Origin of the sequence: Brevundimonas sp. SL130 (assembly GCF_026625805.1) — a bacterium.
Taxonomy (GTDB): Bacteria; Pseudomonadota; Alphaproteobacteria; order Caulobacterales; family Caulobacteraceae; genus Brevundimonas.
In genome coordinates, this window is record NZ_CP113064.1 from 1114981 (window position 1) to 1139978 (window position 24998).

Below are 24998 nucleotides of genomic sequence, written 5' to 3' on the forward strand. Positions count from 1 at the left end.
CCATGCCCCAGCCTGTCTTCTTCGCCGTCGAGACCGGCGGGACCAAAATCGTTTGGCGGATCGAGGATGCGGCCGGCGCAGTGCTGGACGAGGGGCGATTCGCCACCGGCCGACCCGAAGCGGCGGTCGAGGCCCTGGTCGCGGCGGTCGGCGACAGGACGGTCGCGGGCCTGGGCGTGGCCAGTTTCGGGCCGCTGGTGGTCGATCCCGCCTCGCCTGACCGCGGTCTGATGCTGGCGACGCCCAAGCCGGGCTGGGCCGGATTCAATCTGTCGAAGACCCTGGCCGAGCGTTTCGACGCGCCCTTCGCCGTGGACACCGACGTCAACGCCGCCGCGGTCGCCGAGGCGCGGCTGGGGGCAGGGCGGGGCGCTATGGCCGTGGCCTATGTCACCGTGGGAACCGGGATCGGCGGCGGGCTTTGCGTGGACGGTCGGACGCTGAAAGGCGCGGCGCACCCCGAGATCGGACATATGTTCGTGCGTCGCGTCGAGGGCGACACCCAGCCCGGCGCCTGCCCCTTCCATCCCGATTGCGCCGAAGGACTGGCGGCGGGGCCGGCGGTGCAGGCGCGGCTGGCGGGTCGGCGGCTGGAAGAGGCGGACGAGGTTCGGGCGACGACGGCCGACTATCTGGGTCAGTTGATCGCCGGTCTTGTGTTCGCCTGGGCGCCGGACCGGATTGTGATGGGGGGCGGAGTCATGTCGACGCCCGGCCTGATCGCGGAGGTCGAGGCTGCGGCGCGACGGCGCATCAACGGCTATGGCGCAGCGGTGGTGATGGGCGAGGCCGGTTATCTGGCGCCAGCGCAGCGCGAGCATGCCGGACTGGACGGCGCCATGCTGATGGCGCGGGATCTGGCGCACTGACCGCAGGCGAAGACGACGATTTCGTGATGCATCATCCGTAAGAAGTCTGATTGCGGATTGATCCATTTTGGGATTAGCTCTGGGGATAAACAAAAAAGACCCTAGGGAGCGATTATGAGACAAGACCAACATCACGAATTCGACTTCGCGGGAGGCCTGGCCCTGGGCCTGGTGTTCAGCCTGCTCGCTTGGGGCGTGATGGTTGCGGGCCTGGCCCGGGTGTTTTGAGCGAGGCGGCTTGCGTGCTCTAAGGGCCGCATGAAGCCGATCCTTGTTCCCGCTCTCGTCGCCTTGCTTGTCCTGGCTGGATGCAACGCCGGCCGCTCCGCCATGGGCGGGGCGGAGCAGGTGGGCGAGGGCCTGGGCGAGGCGGTCACCGCGCCGCTGGACGACTTCAACCTGCGGCGGCAGCTGATTCCGACGGTGCTGTTGCAGGCCGAGGCCAATCCCTATGATCTGCGCAATCTGAACCAGTGCACCACCATCGGCGCCGAGGTGGCGCGGTTGGACGAGGCCTTGGGGCCCGACACGGACGAACCGCCGCGCCAGGACGGCTCCTATCGCAGCGAACAGGCGGCGGATGCGGCGGCCAGGGCGACGCTGGACGCCATCCGCGGCACGACCACCGACTTCATTCCGGGCCGCAGCTGGATCCGTCGGCTGAGCGGGGCCGACCAGCACAGTCGTCATGTCCAGTCGGCTATCCAGTCGGGGCGGATGCGGCGGGCCTTCCTGAAGGGGATCGGCATGCAGAGGAACTGCGCCCCGCCGGCGGCGCCGAGCTGGTTCCGGCCGAAGCGGTAGGGCGTATCCAATTTGGCCGTCATCCTCGCCCTCGTGGCGAGGATCCATACGCCCGGTGTGTCCGCAGAGTGCCTCATCGTTGAAACCGGGAGTATGGATCCTAGGGACAAGCCCTAGGATGACGGTGTGGGGAGGGGCGTGGTCGCTAGCCGTTCGACCCACGACCGACGCGATCTAACGTCTGCCGGCCGGCCGGCGCTTGTCGGTGCGGTCGCCTCTGATCTGAACCGCGCCGTCCTTGGCGAAGGCCTCGAAGGAGGATTTGTCGATGTTGCGGAACTCGCCGGTCCGGTCCCAGTCCCAGGTGAAGGAGATCCGTTCGCCCTTGTGCGCGAACTTGCCGGACCAGTGGGCGAAGAATGAGTATTTGTCGCCGCCGATGATGATGACGTGGCGGTGCAGGGCCGTCTCGTTCCCCGCGTCGCGGGGCGGCTCCTCCAGATAGGTGTTGTAGGCGTGGAAGCCTGACTTCTCGATGCGCATCAAATGGTTCCGGGGGTCAGTTCGACACATGCCGCGCGTGAAAGTCGCGGCGGAACTGTTCGAACCGGCCTTCCGAGATGGCGGCGCGCATGGCGGCGGTCAGGGCCTGGTAGAAGGCGATATTGTGCCAGCTGAGCAGGACCTTGCCGAGGATTTCGTCGGCGCGGATCAGGTGGTGCAGATAGGCCTTGGAATATTGCGACGACGGCCCGTCGATGGCGGGATCGAGCGGATCCTGGTCCTCGGCGAAGCGGGCGTTCTTCAGGTTCAGCGGTCCGTCCCAGGTCCAGGCCTGGCCGTGGCGGCCGGCGCGGGTCGGCAGGACGCAGTCGAACATGTCGACGCCGCGCCAGACCGCCTCGACCAGGTCGATCGGCTTGCCCACCCCCATCAGATAGCGCGGACGGTCGGCGGGCAGCATCTCGGGCGCATAGTCCAGCACGCGGCACATGGCGTCGTGGCCCTCGCCCACAGCGAGACCGCCGATGGCGTAGCCGTCGAAGCCGATCTCCTGAAGCTGGTCCGACGACTGGCGGCGCAGATCTTCATAGGTCGAGCCCTGCTGGATGCCGAACAGGGCCTGGTTCTCGCGCTCGCCGAACCGGGCCTTGGAGCGGGCGCCCCAGCGGATCGACAGCTCCATGGCCTTCTGGGCCGCGTCCCGCGCGGCCGGCCAGGAGACGCATTGGTCCAGTTGCATCGAGATGTCGGCGCCGATCCGGTCGGCCTGGATCTCGATCGAACGTTCGGGCGTCAGGACGTGTTTGGAGCCGTCGATATGGGAGGAGAAGGTCACGGCCTCTTCCTTGACCTTCGAAATCCCGGCCAGGGACATGACCTGGAAGCCACCCGAGTCGGTCAGGATCGGCTTGTCCCAGCCCATGAATTTGTGGAGGCCGCCCAGACGCTCCATCCGTTCGGGGCCGGGGCGCAGCATCAGGTGATAGGTGTTGCCCAGGAGGATGTCGGCGCCGGTCGCCTTGACCTGATCCACCGTCATGGCCTTGACCGTCGCCGCCGTGCCGACCGGCATGAAGGCGGGGGTGCGGATGTCGCCGCGCGCGGTCTTCAGCACGCCGGTGCGGGCGCGGCCCTGTTTGGCGGAAATCTCGAAGGGGAAGGGCATCAGGCGATCAGTCGTTCAAGCTGCTCGATCCGCGCCAGATCCTTGGGGCGGCCGAACAGGCGGTAAAGGGCGATATGGTCCCGGATGTCGGGCACGAACAGCGGCACGTCGTCGATGAAGACGGCATGGCGCGAGGTAAAGGCGACCGGCCGCCATTCGGCCCCGTCGCGGGCCTCAAGGTCCGCCATGACCTCGACCAGGACCGGCTGGTCCGGGGCGCGGCCGAAGACGGCCGAGCGGAACAGGCCCTCGCCCGGATCGGGCACGATCTGTCCGTCCAGGGCCGCCAGCAGGGCGCGGGCGTCGCGCGGCGCGCACAGGACGTCGATGTCGGGCACATGCAGATCGGTCAGGCCGTAGAGCGCCATGGCCGCCCCGCCGAAGATCCACCACGGCTGATCCAGATCGCGCGCAGCCTCGCCGACGGCGATCAGGCCGTCCTGGAGGTCTTGCGGGAGATCGAGGTCGAAGTCGTCGGGGCTCACGGGGCGGGTCTTTCGTCAGGGGACGGCATTTAAGGGTTCGGGCGGCGGAAGGCTACAGGGCGAGCGGCGGCGCCGACGCGCTTTCGCTGCGAAGTTGGAGGCCCATCGCGAGTGGAGGGCGGGACGGAGCGCCGGGCCTCGCCCGGGATGGATTAGTTTTTACCGTTTCGACGAAGACAGACGCTCCGCGCGCAGGGTGTTTCTGCCGGCCGGGGATATTGAAGCGGCAGTTGTGATGCCTCTTCCCCAAGGCCTGCGTCAGGTCGGCGATCCCTGCGAAGGACCGTCCCGAGTGCGACCGGGTTCCTAACCCCGTGTCCTCCGCCGACGTTTCTGCGCGGGATGAGCCCACCGATGCACCGTCATGCGGCGCGAGGGAATCCCACCCCCGCCCCTGATCCCTACGCTCCCGCCGCCGCAAGGTCGCAGGCCTTACGAGCCCTCCTAGCGACGAGACCGGGGGCATTATGCGCGGGTTTTGGGGGGTGGTGAGAAGATGGGGGTGAGATTTGTGTAAGGGGTTGGATTCGTTGGGGTGAAGGCAGCGTCATTGTGCGCACTGGCTCACCTCCCTGCGCGCGAAGGCGCGCGGGGAGGACAGGTCGCGCTTGCGACCAGGCGGGGGCGACTCTGGCGGTGGGGATGACCGGGCCAGCGTCTGACACCGAGTCGCCCCCTCCTGGCGTTCGCTGACGCTCCCGCCGGTCCTCCCCGTCGGCCTTCGCCGACGGGGAGGTGAATGTGGCGTCAGCCGTGCGTCTGGTCCCAGTGCCGCACCGCATCCGCGTCGCGGGCTGAGAGGTCGGGGTAGGCGGGGTCGGAGCCGACGTCGGGGACGCGGCGCCAGGAGCGGGCGCATTTCGGGTGGTCGGCTAGGGCCACCGTCACCGCCAGCGTTTCGCCTTCGACCAGTTCGGCGCCCGAGGTGCGGAAGATCTCGGCCGCGTCCAGACCGTCGAACGGGGCGAAGGTTCCGGCCGGCGCCGTGACGGTCGGCCAGGCGTCCAGCGCCCCGCCGATCAGTTTGTCGCGACGGGCGGCCTCCAGCGATTCATTGACCACTTCCAGCACGGTGTTGATCTTTGACCACCGCTCCGCCTCGGCCGCATTCTCCCATTCCGCCGGCGTCTCCGGGATCACCCGCGCGCAGTTGGTGCCCGCATCGGGGAAGCGCGTCGTCCAGGCCTCTTCCATCGTAAACGGCGTCAGCGGCGACAGCCAGGCGGTCAGGCGCAGGAAGACCGCGTCCATCACCGTGCGGGCCGCGCGGCGACGCATTTCGTCGGGGCGGTCGCAGTAGAGGCTGTCCTTGCGGATGTCGAAATACAGGGCCGACAGGTCGTTGGAGCAGAACTCCAGCACCGGGCGCACCACGTCCTGGAACCGGTATTCGGCATAGGCCTGGCGCACATGGGCGTCGAGTTCCCACAGGCGGTGCAGGATGAAGGTCTCCAGCGGCGGCATCTGATCCAGCGGCAGACGCTCGGCCTCGTCGAAGTCGGCCAGGGCGCCCAGCAGATAGCGGACCGTGTTCCTCAGCTTGCGATAGGCGTCCACCGTGGTTTGCAGGATCTGTTTGCCGATCCGCTGGTCCTCGGAATAGTCGACCAGCGACACCCACAGACGCAGGATGTCGGCGCCGCTCTCCTTGATGATGGTCAGGGGATCGGTTGTATTGCCCTTGGACTTGGACATCTTCTCCCCCTTCTCGTCGAGGGTGAAGCCGTGGGTCAGGACCGCCTTGAACGGGGCGCGGCCGCGCGTGCCGCAACCTTCCAGCAGGGACGACTGGAACCAGCCGCGGTGTTGGTCCGACCCTTCCAGATACAGGTCGGCGGGCCAGTGGGCCGGGCGGTCGCCGGTATAGCCGTGCTCGGGCAGGCGCGGGTCCAGGGTGAAGGCGTGGGTCGAGCCGGAGTCGAACCAGACGTCCAGGATGTCTTCGACCTTCTCATACCGGGCCGGGTCATGGGCGCCCAGGAAGTCGGCGTCCGGCGCGGTGAACCAGATGTCGGCGCCGTGTTCGGCCACGGCCTTGACGATCCGGGCGTCCACCTCGGGGTCATGCAGGGGCTGGCCGGTCTGTTTGTCGATGAACATGGCCAGGGGCGTGCCCCAGGCGCGCTGACGGCTGACCAGCCAGTCGGGACGACCCTCGACCATCGAGCGGATGCGGTTGCGGCCGGCGGCGGGGTGGAAGGCCGTGTCGTCGATGGCGGTCAGGGCCGTTTCGCGCAGGGTGTCGCCCGACTTCAGGGGCTGATCCATGCGGATGAACCACTGGGGGGTATTGCGGAAGATGATCGGGGCCTTGGAGCGCCACGAGTGCGGGTAGGAGTGTTCCAGCCGGCCGCGCGCCAGCAGATTGCCGGCCTCGATCAGCTTGTCCATCACCGCCCCGTTGGCGGGGCCGAACTTGCCGGTTTTCTTGCCCTCGGTCTCCAGCACCTTCAGGCCGGCGAACAGGGGGACGCCGGGGTAGTAGGCGCCGTCCGGGTCGACCGTGTCCGGCACCTCGTGATGACCGTGGGCCTTCCACACCTCGAAGTCGTCGGCGCCGTGGCCCGGTGCGGTGTGGACGAAGCCGGTGCCGGCGTCGTCGGTGACATGGTCGCCGGCCAGCAGGGGCACCGAGAAGCCGTAGCCGCTGTCGAGCGCGGCCAGCGGGTGGGCGCATTCCAGGCCGGACGGATTGATGTCGTAGATGCGGGTCCAGGCGGCGATCTTGGCGGCCTTGAACACATCCTCGGCCAGCTTGTCGGCGACGATCAGCCGGTCGCCCGGCTTGGCCCAGGGCGCGAACTCCAGACCCTCTTCCATGGCCGTGACCTCATACAGGCCATAGGCGATCTCGGGGCCGTAGCTGATGGCGCGGTTGGCCGGGATGGTCCAGGGGGTGGTGGTCCAGATGACGATGGACGGGGTGCTGGTGCGGAAGGCCAGCAGGTCGTCGGGATGGTCGTCGGACGCGCCCGTGACCGGGAACTTGACCCAGATCGTGGGGCTGACATGGTCGTGGTATTCGATCTCGGCGTCGGCCAGGGCGGTGCGTTCGACCGGCGACCACATGACGGGCTTGGAGCCGCGATACAGCTGGCCCGAGTTCTTGAACTTGTGGAACTCGGCGACGATGGCCGCCTCGGACGTGAAGTCCATGGTGGCGTAGCGGTTGGCGAAGTCGCCGGTGATGCCCAGGCGTTTGAACTGGTCGCGTTGCAGGTCGATATATTTGCCGGCGTAGTCGCGGCAGGCGGCGCGGAACTCGTCCTTGGACACCTCGTCCTTGCGGCGGCCCTTGGCGCGGAACTGTTCCTCGATCTTCCACTCGATCGGCAGGCCGTGGCAGTCCCAGCCGGGGACATAGTCGACGTCATAGCCCAGCAGAAAACGGCTGCGGACCACGAAATCCTTCAGCGTCTTGTTCAGCGCATGGCCGATGTGGATGTCGCCGTTGGCGTAGGGCGGGCCGTCGTGCAGCACATAGAGGGGGGCGTTTTCGGATTGCCGCTGCGCCCGCAGGCGCCCGTACAGGTCGCCCCACTGCTCCAGGATCAGCGGCTCCTTCTGCGGCAGGCCGCCCCGCATGGGAAACGGCGTTTCGGGCAGGAAGACGGTGTCGCGATAGTCGCGGCCGCTGGGGGTGTCGGTGGTGTCGGGGGCGTCGGCCATGGAAAGTCTCGGCGTCGTGAAATTAATGTCGCTGTCTTCGTTCGCCCTATCGCGCTTCGCGCTGCTTGAGGGCGGGTTCGCCCTCTGGGGGCGGTCGTTCCCGGCGTGCACGGGGCCAAGGGCCCAGAGGCGCTACGCCGGGCGGCTAATCGAAATCAGGCGAAGGAAGACGCGGACGGTCATTGTGCGGGCGGTCTAGCAGACGGATGCGGCATTGCGCCATCCCGAACACCGCCGCGTCTCAACGGAAACGAAAGGCTTTTGGGGTCTTGGTTAAGATTGGATCGTCCGGAAGTCTGTCCGGACGACGTGAGAATTCGTTCGGGAGTCCCGCCGATGCGGCAGCGGATCAGGAATTGGATGCTGGGTCTGGCGGCCGGCGTGGCCGTGCTGGGCGCGGGGAGCGCGGCCCTGGCCCAGTGCAGCAGCGGCTGCACCCCCGACCCCTGCTCCTCGTGCGAAACGCCTGAGCCCCCGACGCCCCCCTCCTGCGGCGGCGGCGGATCGTGTGGCGGCGGCGGGCACGGCGGCGGGAACTCGAACACCAACGTCAATGTGAACGTCAACGTCAATGCCAGCGCCAGCGCCGGCGCCCGATCCTATCTCAACGCCCGGGCCGGCGGCTTTTCGGGCAGTTCCGGCGGGGGCGGCGGTTCGGCCTATGTCAGCGTGGACCAGCCCTATCCCACCACCATCCAGAACCTGGCCGTCGAAGGCCTGGTCCAGACGGTCCGCACCCCCTTCACCGCCTATCGCCGCTCGATGAAGCGGGTCGTGATCCAGGCCGTCTGCATGGACGACCGCCAGACGCCGCACCCCGCCTCGCAGGTCAAGCCGGATCGCGAGATCGCCGACGGCTATGAGGGCGAGATCTATCGCTGCCTGGCCGGAACCTGGCTCCAGGCGACGATCGCGGACTATGAGGGCGAGATCAAATTCGACCACGGCACGGCCCTGACCTGCAAGAAGCACGAGGCCCTGTGGTTCGGCGGCGAGGGCAAGCTGGAATGCCGCCCCGAAAAGGCCGAGCGCGACTGCAACGAACGCTCGCTGCTGCGCCGTTACGGGGCCGGGGTGAAGATCCTGACGATGTACCGCGAAGAGGAATACACCGAATACCGCGAGGAACAGGTCCAGAGCGCGACCGTCATCACCGGGGCCATCACCCTGGACGGCGGCGTCGGCGGCCGGGTGTTCTGAACCGGAGCTGACACGCTTCGTTCAGGCGCGGCTCAGGCTGGGCGTGCGAGACATAAGACCGTCGGCTCTCCGTCGACGATCCTGAAGACTGGCCCCAAAAAGGCTCGGCCCCGGCTCGAAAGAACCGGGGCCGTTTTTCTTACTGGGCCGGCTTGTCCGAGACGACCTCGGCGCGCCAGGCGGTGTCGGGCTTCAGATACTGTTGCGCCAGCCGTTGCAGGTCGGCGGCGGTGACGGCCTCCAGCACCGCGATATTGTTGCGGGTCTGGTCCAGCGAGGCCGGGTTCGACTGGGCCTCCGACAGCTGGCCCAGCCAGTAACCGTTGTCGGCCATGCTGCGCCGCAGCCGCTCCACCGCCGGGCGGCGGGCGCGGTTCAGCTCGTCGTCCCCGACCGGATTGTCGCGCAGGTCGGCGACGATCAGGTCCACGGCTTCGAACAGTTTCGTCAGCGACTCCGGCGGCGTCTCGGCCGCCACGGCGATATAGCCATAGCCCGCAAACGTATCCGAGTTGGTCCCGCTGGCGTTCGGCGAATAGGCGATGGCCTGTTTCTCGCGGATCTCCTCGTTCAGCCGCAGTTGCAGCACGGCCTCCAGCACGCCCAACTGGCGGGCCGTGGTGCGGTCGCCGATCTGGTCGGTGGTGGGCCAGGCGACGACGCCCAGGGCCTGGGTCGCCTGGCCGGCGTGGGTCAGGCGGATCGGGGTCGCGGTCGGGGCGGGGAAGCGCCGCTGGGCCGAGGCCGGCGCCGGGGTGGGCGCCGGGCCGCGCGGGGGCAGGGCGGCGAAGGTCGAGCCGACGGCGGCGATCACCGCGTCCACATCGACGTCGCCGACCACGGTGATCTCGATCGGACCCTGGGCCAGGGCCGCCTTGATCTGTTCGCGCAGGGTCTCGATCTCGATCGACTGGAACTGTTCGTTGGTCGGGGTGGCGGCCCGCTGGTCGCCGCCGGCCAGCAGCACCCCGGCCTGAAGCCCGAAGGCCCCGCCGGGCGTCGAGGCCCGCTGTTCCAGCGACTGCGGATAGCTGGCCTTGGCCCGTTGCAGCGGCGCCGCCCTCAGACCCGGATCGGTCAGATAGGCGGTCAGGATCTGCATCGTCAGCGCCAGATCCTCGGGCCGGGTCGCCCCGCCCAGGCCGTAGGAGTCCAGCCCCTGGCTGATGCTGGTGGTGAACACATGGCCCGCCAGCACCCGGTTCATCTCGTCCACCGTCAGCTTGCCCAGTCCGCCCGAGTTCAGCACGGCGTTGGTGGCGAACAGGGGCGAGAACCGGTCGCTGGGCATGCCCAGGCTGCCGATCCCGGTCGAGGCGCTGATCAGGATCTGGTCGTCGCGGAAGTCGGTCTTCTTGATGTTCAGCATCGTCCCGTTGGGGAAGCGGACCAGGGTCGCCCCCAGGTCGGCGACCTCCACCCGCGATTCCGGCGCGGCGGCCGGGCCGAAGTCCTCATAGGGCCATTTCAGTTCGGCCTGGGCGGCCGGCGCCGCCACCGGAACCTGACGCGAGGCCTCCAGGGCGGCGGTCACGGCCGCCTCGCCCCCCTCGACCGGGACCGGGCTGGTGAACAGGACCAGCGGACCCTGGCCTTCGAACACCGGCCGGACGGCGGCGTTGACCTGTTCCGGCGTCAGGCCGGCGACGGTCGCCTCGAACCGGGCCAGGCTGTCCTGCGGGGTTGAGAAGACCGCATCCCCGTTGACGGCGTTCAGCAGGGCGCCGGCCAGGGCCGGTGTCGAGCGGGTGGCGGCGGTGGCCACGGCGTTCTGCAAGCCGGTGCGGTATTCGGTGATCTCGCGATCCAGCTCGGCCTGGGTCACCCCGTACTGGGTCAGGCGGCGCGCCTCCTGTTCGGTGGTCTCCAGCGCCCGTTTCCATTCGCCGGGGGTGAAGGCGACCGACAGAACCCCGGCGTCCAGGCTGTCGAACAGGCCCTGATAGCCGCCGCCCGCGCTCAGGAAGGGCGGATTGTCGGCCCGCGCCATCTCGCCCAGCCGCCGGTTCAGCACCGCCAGACCCAGGCTGCGGCGGGTGTCCTCGGCCCGCTCGGCGGCCGTGTCGGGATCCAGGTCGGGGGCCTTGATCCAGTTGATCTGGATCGACGACTGCACGCCGGGCTCGACGATGATGCTGGTCTGGGGTTCGCGCGGCTGCACCTGGCCCAGGTCGGGCTCGGGCCCGTCCGCCGCCTTGGGCGTCCAGTCGGCGAAGGCGGCGCGGATCTTGGCCTCCATCGCGTCCACATCGAAGTCGCCCACGGCGATGAAGGTCGCCCGCGACGGCCTGTAATAGGCGTCATAGAAGTCCACGAACCGGTCGCGCGGCGCGGTGCGGATCACCTCCAGATCGCCGATCGGCAGGCGTTGCGACAGGCGTTGCCCCGGCGCCAGCAGGCCCAGCTGGGTCTTCAGCACCCGGAACTGCGGCGTGTCGCGCGTCCGCGCCTCGCCCACGATCACCCCGCGCTCGGCGTCGATGGCCTCGGACGCCATCAGGGCGTCGCCCATCATCTGGCGCATCACGTGCAGGGACGTATCGACCGTCTCGTCCTGGGTGTTGGGCAGTTCCAGCATATAGGCGGTCTGGTCGAAGCTGGTGAAGGCGTTGGTGTCGGCCCCGAAGGCCAGGCCCAGCCGCTCCAGGATCCGCAGCATCTCGTTCTCGGGGATGTCCTTGGTCCCGTTGAAGGCCATATGCTCCATGAAGTGGGCCAGCCCCTGCTGGTCGTCCCGCTCCATCAGCGAGCCCGCGTCGATCCGCAGCCGGAACGAGGCCTGACCGGGCGGGGTGGCGTTCTTCAGCAGGGCGTAACGCATGCCGTTCGGCAACAGGCCGTACCGCACGGCGGGATCGGCCGGAATATCACTGGCCGCCTGGGCCCAGGGATCGGACGGGGCGACCTGGGTCTCGGCTTGAACAGCGGCGGCGGGCGCAAAGGCCATCGCCAGAACGGGGGCCGGCAGGCTGAACGCCCCCGCCGACAGAGCCAATCCCGAGGCTGCAACCAGCAGCAGACGACGCGCAGACCGCATGACATCACTCCAAACACCGCAACCCCCGATGGAGCGGCCGATGGTTGGAGTAGGCGAGGGCGGGCGGCAGGGCAAGGCGACGTTTGGCCTCCCCCTTGGGGCGCTCGCCCTCCGGCCGCCCTCCGCCCGCCCGCCGCCGCGACGGCGGAACCCGCTGTGCTCAGGCCTGAACCTTGCGCGTCCGCAGCCAGGAATACAGCATCGAGCCGCCGATCAGGGCCAAGGTCGCGATCAAGGACCATTGCGGCTCCAGATAGGGCGCCAGCGGCGCGCCGGTCACGTCCTTCCAACCCTTATAGAGGCCGAAGTTCCAGATGATCTTGACCCCGATCAAGACCAGCACCAGCGACAGCCCATATTTCAGGTATTTGAACCGCGCCACGGCCTCGGCCAGCATGAAATACATCGACCGGAGGCCGAGGATCGCGAAGATGTTGGACGTGTAGACGATGAACGGGTCCTTGGTGACCGCGAAGATCGCCGGCACGGAATCGACCGCGAAGATCACATCCACCACCTCGACCATCACCAGCGCCAGGAACAGAGGCGTCGCGAACAGGACCAGACGGCCTGAGCCCTTGGGGTCCGGCCTTTTGACGAAGAAGTTGTGGTTGTCGATCGTGTCGGTGATCCGCATCCGCTTGCGAAGAAACTTCAGCACCGGGTTCTTGTTCAGATCCATTTCTTGGCTGCCGCCGAAGATCATCTTCCAGCCGGTGAAGATCAGGAAGGCCGCGAAGATGAACAGGACCCAGGTGAACTCGTTGACGATCGCCGCCCCGAGCGAAATGAAGATGGCCCGGAATACGATCGCCCCCATGATGCCCCAAAACAGCACCCTGTGCTGATATTGGCGTGGCACGGCGAAGAAGGTGAAGATCATGCCGATGACGAAGATATTGTCGAACGCCAGCGCGGTCTCGAGCAGATAGCCGGTGAAATACTGAAGCACGGCCTGCTGGTTGAGGTTCTCGGCGCTCATATAGTAGCGCGGGTCGGGTTCGTAGACGAAGTAGACATAGGCGCCGAAGGCGACGGCGATCGAGGCAAAGGACGCCCACATGCCTGCCGATTTCTTGGCGGAGACGACGCCGTCCTTGTTGTTCACGACCCCGAGGTCGAGCCACAGGAGCAGTCCGATAAAGGCTAGAAATGCGATCCAGAGCCAGATGGGCTGGCCGACATAGGTCAATGCAAGAAACGGAAGGGACTCAAGCATCCCGTACCTCCAAGTTTTGAAAGATGGCGCCGCGTTGCACCGGTCCAGGTGGGAATCCGACATCGCAGCCGACGCCTCGGCTGCCAGAGGGGCCCGGACCCTTGGAGTTTGTTATGGTGGCGAATGAATACGGGTCCGTCAATCGATCTCAGTGATTCTAGTCTGTCCTTAAGATCATCATGACTGTGGTCATGAGTCATAATCATTTTTCATGGGGCGAATGCTCATTTCTTATTGGCGCTTTTGGGCGCGGCGGCGCAGCCTGTCTTTGCGGCCCATCTTTGCAACCTGGGCCCCTCTGGCGATCATGGTGATCGTGATGTCGGACCGCATCGGGTGCGCTCGATGCCGGGGTCCGATTGTCTCGTCCCCACAAGCCTAAGGCGTCGACATCGAGCGTCCCGACCCAGAAGGGAGAGGCTCCGTGTCTATCGAGACAGCGCGTTTGATCGCTGAAGTCGATGGCGGCTTGGATACGACAGGGCGCGCCGCGACCTTGCGCCCGTGCGAAATCCTCAACGTCGATCTGTCGGCTTACGGCCTGGCCTGCGGTGACGGAGAAGGACGATGAGGGTCGGCGCATTCAATCCCGTCGCCCAGGCCTGGGCCAGCCAACTCGCTCAGACGACCGGCCGTGTGGCGTCGCACCAGAGCTCCCCCACGGACCGACCCGTCGACCGCCCCCACGCCATTCAGGACGACACGAGCACCCGGCGGCCCAGCCGGCATACCTTCGACATTCGCGTCTGAGGACTGCCCCTGCGGATCGGACGGTGCGACCTGCCCGCCCGCCTGGGCGGCGGCGGGGGCAAAGGTCATGGCCAGAACGGGGGCCGGCGCACTGAACGTCCCCACCGACAGAGCCAACCCCGAGGCTGCAACCCGCAGCAGACGAAGCGCAGACCGCGTGAGATCACTCCGAAACGCCGCAACCCCCGATGGAGCGGCCGATGGTTGGAGCGGGCGAGCGCGTGGGATAGGGCAGGGCGACGATAGCCGTCTGGAGGAACGGGCGGGTGGGCCGCTTGTGACACTAGGCAGCCGAAATTTGGGTCCGCAGCTCTGCGTTGCTAAAGCTTGGCTGGAACCGGCGTACTGCAGGTGAAGTTGGCGGCGAGCTTGGTTGCGTCGAGGTCCTCGGGACGACCTGAGAATCGTGGATACCGGGGATACCGGCAGAGCGGCATGGATCTGCCAGGCGCGTCCGCCGTGCCGAGCTTCTGAGCCACCAGCGTTTCTGGCACGGCGACATTCATGACCCACCGATCCAGGGCGAGCAGCAGATCGGTCTGGTCGGGCCCTGCGCCCCCGCCACAGTGGTTCACGCCAGGCGCTACGTAGAACCGCGTTGCGGCCTCAGCTCTGGCTGGGCCAACGGCCTGCTTCATCCTCGTCATATAGTCGATCGTCGACTCGACGCTCAGAGCGGCGTCCGACCCGCCCTGCCAGACGATCAACTTGCCTCCCCCGTCGATGAAGGCGCGAATGTCCGGGTTGGTCGCGTCGTTGAGCGCAGCCATTTCCTCCAATGCTTCCGGATCACGGTCCCAGGGTATGTAGGCGAGAGAGTCGGCGCTCCGGTCCTTCGCTAGGTAATACTGCACCGTGCTGTCCTGCATGAGGAAATAGCCACTCTGGCGGACGTTGCCGTTACCGGTCGCCCATAGGCCGAAGCCCGCCGGATCATCTTCATTGCCCGACAGCGGATACCCCCTGTTCGAGTAGACGTCCTTGACGCCGTTGAAGACGATATCGGCCGTCCACGTTCTCACTAGGGCGAGCTGGGCGTCCGACAGGCAGGTGTCCCCAAGATCTCCCCCACCCACGCAGCGCAGGGTCTCTAGCCTGATGATGCCGGGCGTGCAGGCGGCGCGATGGGACACCACGCCGTCCACGAGGCCGTCGAGACCATCACAGGCGTCTCGCACATGACGGGCCAACAGGGCCGCCTTGGCTTGGCCGAAGGCTGCGCCGGGTGCGGCCGCCGCTCTGGCCGCCGCGTTGAAAGCACCCATGAAGCCGACCCAGTTGAAGGCGGGCGCCCGGGCGATCACGCCGTCGAACAGGTCCGGGTTGCGTTGAACCGCCATCAGGGCCTCGCGGCCTCCGGTGGAGCAGCCTTCGAAATAGGACTGGGACGGGGGGGAGCCGTATGCGGTGGAAATGATCTGGAGTGTTGTCGCCATGACCGCCGGAACGGCCTCGCTTCCGAACAGGCGGGCAGCGTGCTGGTCGCCTTCAACAAAGGCGGCCGACATGCCGGTTGGGTCCTGGTGACCGGAGTCGCTGACCACCTGGGCGTAACCCTGCACGAGGGGCGCGACGACCAGTTCCGGCATGACGCCGTTGTAGCCGCCGCCCCCGCCGTAATAGAGCTTGCTGTTCCAGGTCTGCGGCAGCCGGATTTCGAAATTCAGTTTGGGCGCGATTGTCCCGCTGACCCTGCAGTACGCCGGGGCCGCCTCGGTTTCGGCGATCAGCGCCGTCACCAGCTTCGATCCCCCGACCTCACGGCCCGACAGGGCATGGCAAACGGCCGTCGCCGAAGTGGTCGGATGGCCGAGCGGGCCAGCGCTTGCCACCCCCGCCGCATGGGCGAAGGTGGCGAGAAGCGAGCTGACAGCTGCGACCGCGAACAGAGGGCGGAGAGTGCTGCTCATTTGCGCCTCCCTAGAAGCGGGTCTTCAGCGTTACGAACGCCGACCGGGGCTGAGTGGGTATGACCACCGGGAACCCAAAGTACTGGTAGGTGTCGAAGGCGTCGCTGTCGGTCAGATTGACCGCAGACAGCTCCACCGTGACCCGGCCGAAGTCGTAGGCGGCCTGGGCGTCCACGGTGGTGTAGCCCGGCACCCAGACGGAGTTCGGCAGGGTGTCCTGACGCGCTCCAAAGCTGGTGACGCCCGCCCCGAACGACAGCCCGGCTGCGGCGCCATCCAACACGCGATAGCGCCCGGCGATCCGTCCGCTGTTCTTGGGGATGCGCGGCAGGGTGTCCCCAACAGGCAGGGAGTTGTCGCGAGTCACTTCGGCGTCCGTGTAGGCGTAGTTGGCCAGCAGCGAGAAGGCAGGCGTCGGCTCCCAGATGAAATCGGCCTCCAGACCCCGCGCACGTTGGGTTCCGGTCTGGATCGAGAAGAGCGGATTGTCCGGATCCGGCGTGGCGACGTTGTCGCGGGTCTGCTCGAAGATGGCGATCGTGCCCGACAGACCCAGGCGGGTCATCGCCAGTTTCACACCGCCTTCGACATTTTCAGACGTCTCGGGTTCCGGCGTTTCCAACCCGATGAAACCGAAGGGCGCGCGGAACGCCGTTGCATAGCCCGCATAGAGGGCGATACCCGGCGCGACATCGAAGGTCGCCCCGATCCGGGGAGACAGGTGATTATAGGTCTCGTCCGTCCCCTGTTCGGCTTCCTTGAAATTGAGCCGAGTGAGGCGCAGCGAGCCGGTCAGGTGGAGCCGTCCATAGGTGACCTGGTCCTGCACATAGATCGCCGATGTCTGGTAGCGATCCGTCTGCGTCATGCTCATCGGCTCCAGGGGGCCGAATGGCAGGGTGTAGGTCGGATTGGCCAGGTCGATCTCGCCGACGGGGACGCCGGTAAAGGCCATGCCGGAGTAGAATTTTGTGTGGTCGTAGCTGACCCCGACGAGGATACGGTGATCGCCGCCGAAGGCGTTCGCCGCGATCTGCAGATTCGCGTCTAGCGCACCCTCCTGCGTCGTGGTGAACATGTTCATCGGCAGGATGGGATAGACGGTCGGCGTGGCGGGATCGGGTGCATACATCGCCGGGAAGACGAAGCTGCCAACCTCGACCACTTCGCTGTCGTAGTAGCGCCCGGTGACCGTCAGCTTGAGTTTATCGCTAAAGACGTGACGCAGGGTCACGGTCTCGAGGTGGTTCTCCATCCGGGTGTGGGGCTGGCCCACCGGCGCACCCGGGAAGGCGTTGCGCTCAAGTTCGCCAGCGAGTGCCTGTTCCGCAGGCAGGCCGGAGTATTCCAGCTGACTGTTGCGATTGATCTGGGCCTGGAACAGCAATTCCGTGTCCGGGCCGAGCTGGACGGACAGGCTGGGCTTGATCACCCAGCGTTCGCCCTCGACCTGATCGATCCAACTTTCGCTGCTCTGGTACTCCGCCGAGATACGCGCGGCCACGCCTTCGGCCAGCGGCAGATTCACGCTGCCATAGGGGTTCCAGGTCGAGAAGCTGCCCGCGCGAACACCGAAATAGCCGCCGAAAGTGTCGGCCGGCCTTTCGGACACGATGTTGATCAGTCCGCCGAGGGGGGAGCCCAGACCGCCTCCGTAGAGGGCCGAGCTCGGTCCTTTGAGCACCTCGATTCGCTCGATGCCGACCAGACCGGCGGGATCGAAGGCCTGCTGGTTGCCGCCGAAGATGGGCAGGCCGTCAACATAGACCTCACCGGGGAAGCCGCGAAGCAGCGGCGGGGTGAGCAGCACCTCCTGCGGCTGGGTGGCCGTCACGCCCGAGACGTTCACCAGCGCGTCGGACAGGTGGCGAACGCCCTGTTCTTCCAGCAGGCTGCTGGTGAGGACCTGAACCGACTGGGGGACCTGGATCAGCGGCGTATCGGTTCGCGTGGCCGAGGTGGTGTCAGTCGAGGCGTAGCGCTGTCGGAGGCCAGTAATGACCACATCGCCGATCCAGCTGGGCGTAGTCTGGGCGGTAGGTTCGGTTTGGGCGAAGGCGGGGGCCGCGCAGGCGGCGAGAAGCAGCGCCAGGGGCGCAGCGGAAGTCTTGAGACGCATGGGAGAATGATCCTGATCGGAGAGACGTAAGCCGCCGGACGGGCGGCGTTCGGACGTATTCGATCAGGCTGCGGGCGGCGCTGTCGCAGGAGGAAGCCGTCGTGTCCAGAGGCTCAGCGCGGCGGGGGGCGTCACCCGAGGGGTAGGTACGATCAGTCCAGGAAAGACCGGTGCCTGAACCTGCACGCTGGGTTCGGGCGGTGGGAGCATGGCCGATGACGTCGCCACCAGCACACACAGCGGACACTTTATCGCGCCTATGGGCGCAGGTTCGTCCGGCGTTGGGCGCCCGTTCGCATCGACGGCGACGGCCATCTGGTCGCCCGAACACAAAATCACCGCCGTGGTAGAGGTCAGAGCCGACGCCGTAGTCGGCAGCAACGACCCGAGCATGATCGCGAAAATCGCGGCGAGGAACGCCAGCGATCGCGTCAACGACCATTGTTCTGAGGAGTAGGGCTGCACAAAGCCTCCTTAGGCGGGATGAATTTCTCGCGATAGTGCGGTTGTACGAGGATATCGTTTGTCGGGTGCAGCTAAAGTCTGTTCTGGACGCCGTGCGGTTCTCCGACTCTTGTCCCAATTCTTACGAAAATCCCCATCCTTTTCAACGTCCCACCGCCCGAAACCACCCCTCAACCCACCACGCCCCAAAACCGTGCGACACTCTTCCCCCACGGTCTTTGAAAACCAAATCCCCCTCCCGTCGCCCTCTCGGGAAATGGCGCTTTTGGCGCTTTGTCACCCTGTTTTCGTGCCAGCGCCATTTCCACGCAGCCCCGCCCCCCCCGCGACGACTGGACGAAAATAGACTCCATCTTTTCGCAGTGGATCGAGTCCAGTCCTCAGCCGCCCGGCCGGCTGACATAGAAGGTCGCGCTGTTGCCCACGGCGGTCGCTCCGACCACGGCCGTGCGGCCGGCGCCGATGGTGGCGGTGGTCGTGGCGGTGACATTGGCGTCGTTGGTCTGGGTGTTGGTCACATTGACCTCGCCGCCGCACTGGGAACAGGCGTATCCGGTGACGCTGTTGCCCACGGCCTCGGCGCCGACATAGGCGTCATAGCCGCTGACGCCCGTATAGGTCGCGGTCGCCTCGACCCCGCCGGTGTTCAGCTGGGTGTTGTTCAGCTCCAGATAGATGTCCTGGTTGCCGGCGATGACCTCATTGGCGACGGCGCGGGCGGCGACGGTGGTCTGGCCCTGCACATAGGTCTGGGCCTGGGCGACGGCGCGGACCCGGCCCTGGTTGGTCTGGTCGGTCGCCGCGACCAGCGAGCCGCCGGCGTTGTAGAGCACGGTCTGGTTGGCGCGGGCGTTGGCGCGGGCGGCTAGGTTCCAGGCGTTGTCGACATAGACGTCGGTGCGGGCCTCGATGGTCGACGGGGCGTTGGTCTGGCGGATCGTCAGATCCTGGTGCGAGGCGCCGGTGGTCGAGGTCTGGACCGCATTGGCCACGGCCTGGGCCGAGAAGTCGGCGGGGGCCGGGATGTACTGAACGTCGGCGACGGTCTCGGCCAGGACGGTGGTCTGGGCCGACTGGTCCACGGTCCCGGTGATCGAGGCGGAGGGGCCGCCCAGGGCGACGCTGTTGGCCACAGCCGTGGTCGCGACGGCGCCGCCGTTCTCGACATGGGCCGTCGGCGCATCGACGGCGGTGCGGGCGGTCACGGACGGGCCCGTCATGGTCTGGCGCGCCGCCAGGGCTGCGGCCGCCTGATCGATCCCGCCGACCAGCAGATTGCCGCTGGCGTCGTTGGTCACCTGCAACTGGCCTACGGCGACGTCCAGGTTCACCGTGCCGGTGACCTCGCCGGTCATCGTCTGGGTGCTGGTGCAGGTCGCGCCGGTCTGGGCGGCGCAGACGGTCGTCGTCTGGGCCGTCGCCTCAGTAGCGGCTAGGGCGAACGTCGCCGTCGCGGCGATCATGCCAGCGAGACGGATCGGCGCGGGTCTGGCCATTGTTCGTCTCCGTGGTGGGATAGGCCGGATAATAGCCGCCGGTCGGGCCGACGGCGCCGTCGCCGAGCGGATCATTGGCGGAGTCGAGGCAGATTTCGGGGCCGGGGGCGCCGTACAGATTGGCCATGAACTCGACCGTGGCCCGCTCGACCAGGGCGCGCACGGCCAGCTGCGTCGGCTCCATCCCGCCGGACCCGGCCGAGATGTCGAAGACATTGCCGTTCAGGAAGTCGAACACCCCCGCCGAGATCTCGCGGCCGATGATCTGCTTCTGGTAGGAGACGACGTCCACGACCTCGAGCGTGGTGGTCTGCACCAGCCGCAGGTCGATGGCGATGTTCATCACATAGGTGCGGTAGGTGGCGATGCCCGATCCAGGGGTGTCGGAGTCCGTCTCGCCCATGGCGGCGTCGAACCCGCCCGAGCGGATGTTGTAGTTCACCTCGGTGATGCCGCCGACGATGTAGAAGTCCGAGCCCGGAACCTGGCCGGCCAGGATGCGGCGGTACTGGGTGTCTTCCGGTCCCTGGGCGCCGGGGGTCTGGTCGCCGATCAGCTTGTTGTTGGCGTAGCGCAGCTCCAGCTCCGACACCGAGGTATCGTAGCGTTCGACGATCCGCGCCCCGGCCTTGGCCAGGGCCGAGTTGGCCATCAGCGAGGCGCCGCCGGTGATCTGGCGTCCGCCGTCCGAGGAGACGGTGCCGGTGTAGTCGCTGATCCGCCCCACGGCCATGCGCGGCGAGGGCAGGTTATAACGCCGGGCGTAGTCCGCCAGGCAGTAGAGGGCGGCGGAATAGGGGGTCGGGTTGGCCGTGACCGGCGCATTGCCGATCGGCGTCGCATACTGGCCCGACGGCCCCGCCACCGGGCTGACGCAGCCGGCCAGCAGCAGGGCCGCAGCCGTCGCAGCGGCGCCCGTGCGAATGAAGACTGGGCGGCTCATGGCAGGGTAAGGGTTCCGTTCAGGGCCGTGCCGGCGGTGACATCGCCGTTGTTGGTCTGTTTCGAGTTGACGATGACGGTGTTGTGGCTGCCCTGGACCACGACGTTCAGCTGGTTGCCGATGGCGGTCGAACCGCCCGTGGTCGATCCGCTGCTGCTGGACGAGCCCGCGCCGGCATAGGCCGAGGCCACGCCGCCGGACTGGCTGGAATAGGACGACGCCCCCGACTGGATCAGGCCGTTGACGATCACCCGGTTGCCGTTGGCGTCGCGGGTCGATCCGGTGGTGGCGGCGCTGGTCGCGCTGCGGGCGGAGCCATAGCCCTGCTGGAACTGTGCGGCGCCGCTGGAGCCTGTGGTCTGCGCCGCCGCCAGGCTCGGAGCGCCGAAGACCAGGATCGCGGCCAGGGATGCGGCCAGGGACGCAGCCTGGGTCGGCAGGGGGGCGATCAGCCTCTTGACCGGCATGGGGTTTGCTCCTCGCGCACAGACGAACCACGGACCGAAAGCATGATCCGCAGCTCAAACTGCGTTAAGGTTATTAAGAAGCGCTTGAGATACGGGAAATCCCTGCGCATGGGTGATGAATGTCCGAACCCGACGGTCGATTCGCCGCGCCCCTCGAACCCCGGGGGCCCAGGTCCGAGAGGATGTTCAACGCCCCGGTCCCGGTGGTGCTGATCGCCTTGTCCATGCCGGTGCTGTTCTTCTTCCAGCGCCAGTTGCCCGACATGGGCGGCGCAATGGCCTTTGCGCCTGTCGATCTGGAGAACGGGCGATGGGGTGGGTTGCTGACCGCCATGCTCCTGCACGGCAGTTGGACGCACGCCATCATGAACGCGGTCGGGGCGCTCGCCTTCGGCGCCCCTGTGGCCCGGTTGTTCGGTGACCGGATCGGCCCGACCGTCTTCCTGCTCTTCTATATAGGCTGCGGCGTGATCGCCGCCCTGGGCTATGGACTGGTCCACTGGGGCTCGAACGACGCCATGGTGGGCGCGTCCGGCGCCGTGTTCGGCCTGATCGGCGGGGCGACCCGTCTGATGGGCGGGCAGGGCAGGGTGTTGAGCCTGTTCAACCGGCGCGTGGTCAGCGCCTCCATCGCCTGGATGGCGGTCAATGCGTTGACGGGCCTGATCGGCTATGCGCCGGGCGCCGAGGGCGCCCGTATCGCCTGGGAGGCGCACGCCTTCGGCTTCTTCGCCGGACTGCTGGCCATAGGCCCGCTGGCGCGCGCCTTCGGCAAGGGGCCGCTCCCCGACGCGGCGTCCGACGAGCCTGAATCGCGGATTTGATTCCTGCGGCCCCATGAGCGATCATGGTTATCGAGCGGCCCTGTCGCCATTCCGGCCCCGCGGTCGTCTCTTAACCATAGAGAAGGAGCCGCGATGTTCGTCGCCGAGATCCTCAAGACCAAGGGAAACGCCGTCTTCTCCATCGCGCCCTACCTGACGGTGGCGCGCGCCTGTGAGGAACTGGAGCTGAAACGGGTCGGGGCCATGGTGGTCCGCGACGGCGAGACCGTCGTCGGCGTGTTTTCCGAAAGGGACGTGGTCAAGGCCCTGGCCGCTGACGGCCCGTCCGCCCTGAACCGCCCTGTCGGAGACTATATGACGGCCAAGGTGATCTTCGCCGAACCGGGCGAGGCCATGTCCGCGCTTATGACCCGGATGACCGACCGGCGGATTCGCCATCTGCCGGTGATGGACGGCGGGCGATTGGTCGGCGTCATCTCCATCGGCGATGTGGTCAAATGCCAGATCGCCGAACACGCCCGCGAGGCCGAAAGCCTCAGAACCTATATCACCGCTGGCTGAGCGGGGTGCGGTGAAGCTTCGGAGATTCCGACTCCGCGAGATTCTTCATCGATCTGTCAGAATCTGGTTGCGGCGGAAAAGGGTGGCCCGTATAGGACCGCCTCGCTCGGAAACGGGCCGGCCCTGAGGGCTTCGGAGCTTCGGTTTCGGGGGTTTTGAGGGGAAGAAAGAGTTGAGAAACTTCTTGCTTTCCTGGGTTGGTTTCAATAGGTTCCGCGCTCCAATCGAATCGCCGAACGGTTAAGAGGAAAGCCTCTGCGTTTTCCTCCGGTGGTTTTTTGTGGTTTTGAGGCTTCGGTCTTGGTTCTGCAAAATCTCTGAAAAGAGCGGTTGACACGAGGTTCGCGGTTCTCTAAATCGCCGCCTCCGCCGACGACGAGGCGCTAAACAAGTCGGGCCGCTGAGGCGGTTCTAGGTCTTTGACATTGTTGATATGGAAAGAGAAACGCAGGCGGCGGTGTTCTAGCGATGACCATCTGGTCATTATACGACACTGACTATCTGCGGTCTTTTTGAAAAGATACCATGCGTCGGTCTTCGGATCGATGAATGGGAACTCGTCAATAAAATACGTAGAACTAATGCCAAGACGTCCTTCGGGATGTTCTTAAGCTTAGGTCAGAAGTCAACTCAACCTGAGAGTTTGATCCTGGCTCAGAGCGAACGCTGGCGGCAGGCCTAACACATGCAAGTCGAACGAACTCTTCGGAGTTAGTGGCGGACGGGTGAGTAACACGTGGGAACGTGCCTTTTGGTTCGGAATAACTCAGGGAAACTTGTGCTAATACCGAATGTGCCCTTCGGGGGAAAGATTTATCGCCATTAGAGCGGCCCGCGTCTGATTAGCTAGTTGGTGAGGTAAAGGCTCACCAAGGCGACGATCAGTAGCTGGTCTGAGAGGATGATCAGCCACATTGGGACTGAGACACGGCCCAAACTCCTACGGGAGGCAGCAGTGGGGAATCTTGCGCAATGGGCGAAAGCCTGACGCAGCCATGCCGCGTGAATGATGAAGGTCTTAGGATTGTAAAATTCTTTCACCGGGGACGATAATGACGGTACCCGGAGAAGAAGCCCCGGCTAACTTCGTGCCAGCAGCCGCGGTAATACGAAGGGGGCTAGCGTTGCTCGGAATTACTGGGCGTAAAGGGAGCGTAGGCGGACATTTAAGTCAGGGGTGAAATCCCGGGGCTCAACCTCGGAATTGCCTTTGATACTGGGTGTCTTGAGTATGAGAGAGGTATGTGGAACTCCGAGTGTAGAGGTGAAATTCGTAGATATTCGGAAGAACACCAGTGGCGAAGGCGACATACTGGCTCATTACTGACGCTGAGGCTCGAAAGCGTGGGGAGCAAACAGGATTAGATACCCTGGTAGTCCACGCCGTAAACGATGATTGCTAGTTGTCGGGATGCATGCATTTCGGTGACGCAGCTAACGCATTAAGCAATCCGCCTGGGGAGTACGGTCGCAAGATTAAAACTCAAAGGAATTGACGGGGGCCCGCACAAGCGGTGGAGCATGTGGTTTAATTCGAAGCAACGCGCAGAACCTTACCACCTTTTGACATGCCTGGACCGCCAGAGAGATCTGGCTTTCCCTTCGGGGACTAGGACACAGGTGCTGCATGGCTGTCGTCAGCTCGTGTCGTGAGATGTTGGGTTAAGTCCCGCAACGAGCGCAACCCTCGCCATTAGTTGCCATCATTTAGTTGGGAACTCTAATGGGACTGCCGGTGCTAAGCCGGAGGAAGGTGGGGATGACGTCAAGTCCTCATGGCCCTTACAGGGTGGGCTACACACGTGCTACAATGGCGACTACAGAGGGTTAATCCTTAAAAGTCGTCTCAGTTCGGATTGTCCTCTGCAACTCGAGGGCATGAAGTTGGAATCGCTAGTAATCGCGGATCAGCATGCCGCGGTGAATACGTTCCCGGGCCTTGTACACACCGCCCGTCACACCATGGGAGTTGGTTCTACCCGAAGGCGCTGCGCTGACCGCAAGGGGGCAGGCGACCACGGTAGGGTCAGCGACTGGGGTGAAGTCGTAACAAGGTAGCCGTAGGGGAACCTGCGGCTGGATCACCTCCTTTCTAAGGATGCTTCTCCAGGCCGTCTCTCACGAGGCTGTCTATTGAGGCTCCAATAAACTGCGGAATGCCGCCGTCTCCGTTTCTCTTTCCACTTTCGTCATCGACGCATCGACCATTCGGGTTGATGTATTGGTGACGCGATCGCGAGCCTGGGTTCCCAATCTTTCTTGAAAGTTTGGCCCGGCTGTCGCTGCCATAGGCCCGTAGCTCAGGTGGTTAGAGCGTACGCCTGATAAGCGTAAGGTCGGCAGTTCGAGTCTGCCCGGGCCTACCAGGACTTCTGGTTCGCTGGGGGTTCTCAGCCTCAAGACGGCATCGCCGACAGCTCTCCTGGGCTTCGCACTGTTCCTGGTTGGAACGGGGCCATAGCTCAGTTGGTAGAGCGCCTGCTTTGCAAGCAGGATGTCGTCGGTTCGACTCCGTCTGGCTCCACCAGGACCTTGTGATCGCATTCGAGTTTGCCGTTGGCCGTAAGGCTGGCGTGCATTGAAATCGTGAAGGAAGAACGTGACCGGCTC

At 65.8% G+C, this 24998-nt stretch carries 18 protein-coding genes, 2 tRNA genes and 1 rRNA gene; 9 read left to right on the forward strand and 12 right to left on the reverse strand.

The genetic code is table 11. From position 1 onward, the window contains the following. Window positions 1-2: 2 nt before the first annotated feature. Entirely contained in the window at window positions 3-869 is an 867-nt protein-coding gene (locus tag OU998_RS05580; RefSeq protein ID WP_267515842.1) for an ROK family protein, read from the forward strand. Between the two features lie 258 nt (window positions 870-1127). Beyond that, on the forward strand, window positions 1128-1673 hold the full coding sequence (locus OU998_RS05585; protein WP_267515843.1) for a hypothetical protein: 546 nt from the start codon (window positions 1128-1130) through the stop codon (window positions 1671-1673). A gap of 174 nt (window positions 1674-1847) precedes the next feature. Here the strand turns inward: OU998_RS05585 and OU998_RS05590 are convergent, their stop codons facing one another. The 4 genes from OU998_RS05590 to ileS form a co-directional block, all read right to left on the reverse strand. Next, a complete protein-coding gene (locus OU998_RS05590; protein ID WP_267515844.1) occupies window positions 1848-2156 on the reverse strand; it encodes a hypothetical protein in 309 nt (102 codons plus the stop codon). A gap of 16 nt (window positions 2157-2172) precedes the next feature. Beyond that, window positions 2173-3285, reverse strand: coding sequence for a tRNA guanosine(34) transglycosylase Tgt (tgt, locus tag OU998_RS05595; protein ID WP_267516719.1), 1113 nt, complete (start codon window positions 3283-3285; stop codon window positions 2173-2175). Next, the gene (locus OU998_RS05600; protein WP_267515845.1) at window positions 3282-3767 is read right to left on the reverse strand and encodes a hypothetical protein; all 486 of its coding nucleotides are present in this window, start codon (window positions 3765-3767) and stop codon (window positions 3282-3284) included. Before OU998_RS05600 ends, tgt begins: the two co-directional genes overlap by 4 nt. 747 nt (window positions 3768-4514) lie before the next feature. After that, on the reverse strand, window positions 4515-7436 hold the full coding sequence (gene ileS / locus OU998_RS05605) for an isoleucine--tRNA ligase (RefSeq protein WP_267515846.1): 2922 nt from the start codon (window positions 7434-7436) through the stop codon (window positions 4515-4517). Window positions 7437-7772: 336 nt separating this feature from the next. On the opposite strand from ileS, the gene OU998_RS05610 reads away from it, so the two are divergent. Continuing rightward, window positions 7773-8636 (forward strand): hypothetical protein, encoded by an 864-nt coding sequence (locus OU998_RS05610; protein WP_267515847.1) that lies wholly within the window; start codon window positions 7773-7775, stop codon window positions 8634-8636. 139 nt (window positions 8637-8775) lie between these two features. Here the strand turns inward: OU998_RS05610 and OU998_RS05615 are convergent, their stop codons facing one another. Both OU998_RS05615 and OU998_RS05620 read right to left on the reverse strand, forming a co-directional pair. Continuing rightward, a complete protein-coding gene (locus OU998_RS05615) occupies window positions 8776-11673 on the reverse strand; it encodes a M16 family metallopeptidase (protein WP_267515848.1) in 2898 nt (965 codons plus the stop codon). A gap of 160 nt (window positions 11674-11833) precedes the next feature. Beyond that, a complete protein-coding gene (locus OU998_RS05620; RefSeq protein ID WP_267515849.1) occupies window positions 11834-12892 on the reverse strand; it encodes a TerC family protein in 1059 nt (352 codons plus the stop codon). 567 nt (window positions 12893-13459) lie between these two features. Between OU998_RS05620 and OU998_RS05625 the strand changes: the two genes are divergently transcribed. Then, window positions 13460-13642: a hypothetical protein gene (locus tag OU998_RS05625; RefSeq protein ID WP_267515850.1), complete on the forward strand. Its 183-nt coding sequence runs from the start codon at window positions 13460-13462 to the stop codon at window positions 13640-13642. Window positions 13643-13962: 320 nt separating this feature from the next. On the opposite strand, the gene OU998_RS05630 is transcribed toward OU998_RS05625, so the two are convergent. The 6 genes from OU998_RS05630 to hfaA form a co-directional block, all read right to left on the reverse strand. Continuing rightward, the gene (locus OU998_RS05630; protein ID WP_267515851.1) at window positions 13963-15552 is read right to left on the reverse strand and encodes a tannase/feruloyl esterase family alpha/beta hydrolase; all 1590 of its coding nucleotides are present in this window, start codon (window positions 15550-15552) and stop codon (window positions 13963-13965) included. Between the two features lie 10 nt (window positions 15553-15562). Next, on the reverse strand, window positions 15563-17671 hold the full coding sequence (locus tag OU998_RS05635; RefSeq protein WP_267515852.1) for a TonB-dependent siderophore receptor: 2109 nt from the start codon (window positions 17669-17671) through the stop codon (window positions 15563-15565). Window positions 17672-17734: 63 nt separating this feature from the next. Further along, window positions 17735-18064 (reverse strand): DUF2946 family protein, encoded by a 330-nt coding sequence (locus OU998_RS17055; RefSeq protein ID WP_420709832.1) that lies wholly within the window; start codon window positions 18062-18064, stop codon window positions 17735-17737. 452 nt (window positions 18065-18516) lie between these two features. Continuing rightward, window positions 18517-19632: a holdfast anchor protein HfaD gene (gene hfaD / locus OU998_RS05645; protein WP_267515854.1), complete on the reverse strand. Its 1116-nt coding sequence runs from the start codon at window positions 19630-19632 to the stop codon at window positions 18517-18519. Beyond that, entirely contained in the window at window positions 19559-20575 is a 1017-nt protein-coding gene (hfaB, locus tag OU998_RS05650; protein ID WP_267515855.1) for a holdfast anchoring protein HfaB, read from the reverse strand. Before hfaB ends, hfaD begins: the two co-directional genes overlap by 74 nt. Next, window positions 20572-21042, reverse strand: a complete 471-nt coding sequence (gene hfaA / locus OU998_RS05655; RefSeq protein ID WP_267515856.1) for a holdfast anchoring protein HfaA — start codon at window positions 21040-21042, stop codon at window positions 20572-20574. Before hfaA ends, hfaB begins: the two co-directional genes overlap by 4 nt. Before the next feature lie 182 nt (window positions 21043-21224). Between hfaA and OU998_RS05660 the strand changes: the two genes are divergently transcribed. The 5 genes from OU998_RS05660 to OU998_RS05680 all read left to right on the forward strand — a co-directional run bounded on the left by OU998_RS05660 (window position 21225) and on the right by OU998_RS05680 (window position 24915). After that, the gene (locus OU998_RS05660) at window positions 21225-21866 is read left to right on the forward strand and encodes a rhomboid family intramembrane serine protease (protein WP_267515857.1); all 642 of its coding nucleotides are present in this window, start codon (window positions 21225-21227) and stop codon (window positions 21864-21866) included. A 93-nt stretch (window positions 21867-21959) separates the two neighbouring features. After that, window positions 21960-22388 carry a CBS domain-containing protein gene (locus OU998_RS05665; protein ID WP_267515858.1) on the forward strand — a complete coding sequence of 143 codons (429 nt, stop codon included), beginning with the start codon at window positions 21960-21962 and terminating at the stop codon, window positions 22386-22388. A gap of 631 nt (window positions 22389-23019) precedes the next feature. Further along, a 16S ribosomal RNA gene (locus tag OU998_RS05670) occupies window positions 23020-24480 on the forward strand. A 197-nt stretch (window positions 24481-24677) separates the two neighbouring features. After that, window positions 24678-24754, forward strand: a tRNA-Ile gene (locus tag OU998_RS05675). Between the two features lie 85 nt (window positions 24755-24839). After that, window positions 24840-24915 (forward strand) — tRNA-Ala (locus OU998_RS05680). Window positions 24916-24998: the final 83 nt, after the last annotated feature.

Excerpts from the sequence above, each read along its gene's own strand:
- OU998_RS05580 (WP_267515842.1), top strand. The coding sequence starts at position 3 with ATGCCCCAGCCTGTCTTCTTCGCCGTCGAGACCGGCGGGACCAAAATC.
- OU998_RS05585 (WP_267515843.1), top strand. The coding sequence starts at position 1,128 with ATGAAGCCGATCCTTGTTCCCGCTCTCGTCGCCTTGCTTGTCCTGGCT.
- OU998_RS05590 (WP_267515844.1), bottom strand. The coding sequence starts at position 2,156 with ATGCGCATCGAGAAGTCAGGCTTCCACGCCTACAACACCTATCTGGAG.
- ileS (WP_267515846.1), bottom strand. The coding sequence starts at position 7,436 with ATGGCCGACGCCCCCGACACCACCGACACCCCCAGCGGCCGCGACTAT.
- OU998_RS05610 (WP_267515847.1), top strand. The coding sequence starts at position 7,773 with ATGCGGCAGCGGATCAGGAATTGGATGCTGGGTCTGGCGGCCGGCGTG.
- OU998_RS05615 (WP_267515848.1), bottom strand. The coding sequence starts at position 11,673 with ATGCGGTCTGCGCGTCGTCTGCTGCTGGTTGCAGCCTCGGGATTGGCT.
- OU998_RS05620 (WP_267515849.1), bottom strand. The coding sequence starts at position 12,892 with ATGCTTGAGTCCCTTCCGTTTCTTGCATTGACCTATGTCGGCCAGCCC.
- OU998_RS05625 (WP_267515850.1), top strand. The coding sequence starts at position 13,460 with ATGAGGGTCGGCGCATTCAATCCCGTCGCCCAGGCCTGGGCCAGCCAA.
- OU998_RS05630 (WP_267515851.1), bottom strand. The coding sequence starts at position 15,552 with ATGAGCAGCACTCTCCGCCCTCTGTTCGCGGTCGCAGCTGTCAGCTCG.
- OU998_RS05635 (WP_267515852.1), bottom strand. The coding sequence starts at position 17,671 with ATGCGTCTCAAGACTTCCGCTGCGCCCCTGGCGCTGCTTCTCGCCGCC.
- OU998_RS17055 (WP_420709832.1), bottom strand. The coding sequence starts at position 18,064 with ATGCTCGGGTCGTTGCTGCCGACTACGGCGTCGGCTCTGACCTCTACC.
- hfaD (WP_267515854.1), bottom strand. The coding sequence starts at position 19,632 with ATGGCCAGACCCGCGCCGATCCGTCTCGCTGGCATGATCGCCGCGACG.
- hfaB (WP_267515855.1), bottom strand. The coding sequence starts at position 20,575 with ATGAGCCGCCCAGTCTTCATTCGCACGGGCGCCGCTGCGACGGCTGCG.
- hfaA (WP_267515856.1), bottom strand. The coding sequence starts at position 21,042 with ATGCCGGTCAAGAGGCTGATCGCCCCCCTGCCGACCCAGGCTGCGTCC.
- OU998_RS05660 (WP_267515857.1), top strand. The coding sequence starts at position 21,225 with ATGTTCAACGCCCCGGTCCCGGTGGTGCTGATCGCCTTGTCCATGCCG.
- OU998_RS05665 (WP_267515858.1), top strand. The coding sequence starts at position 21,960 with ATGTTCGTCGCCGAGATCCTCAAGACCAAGGGAAACGCCGTCTTCTCC.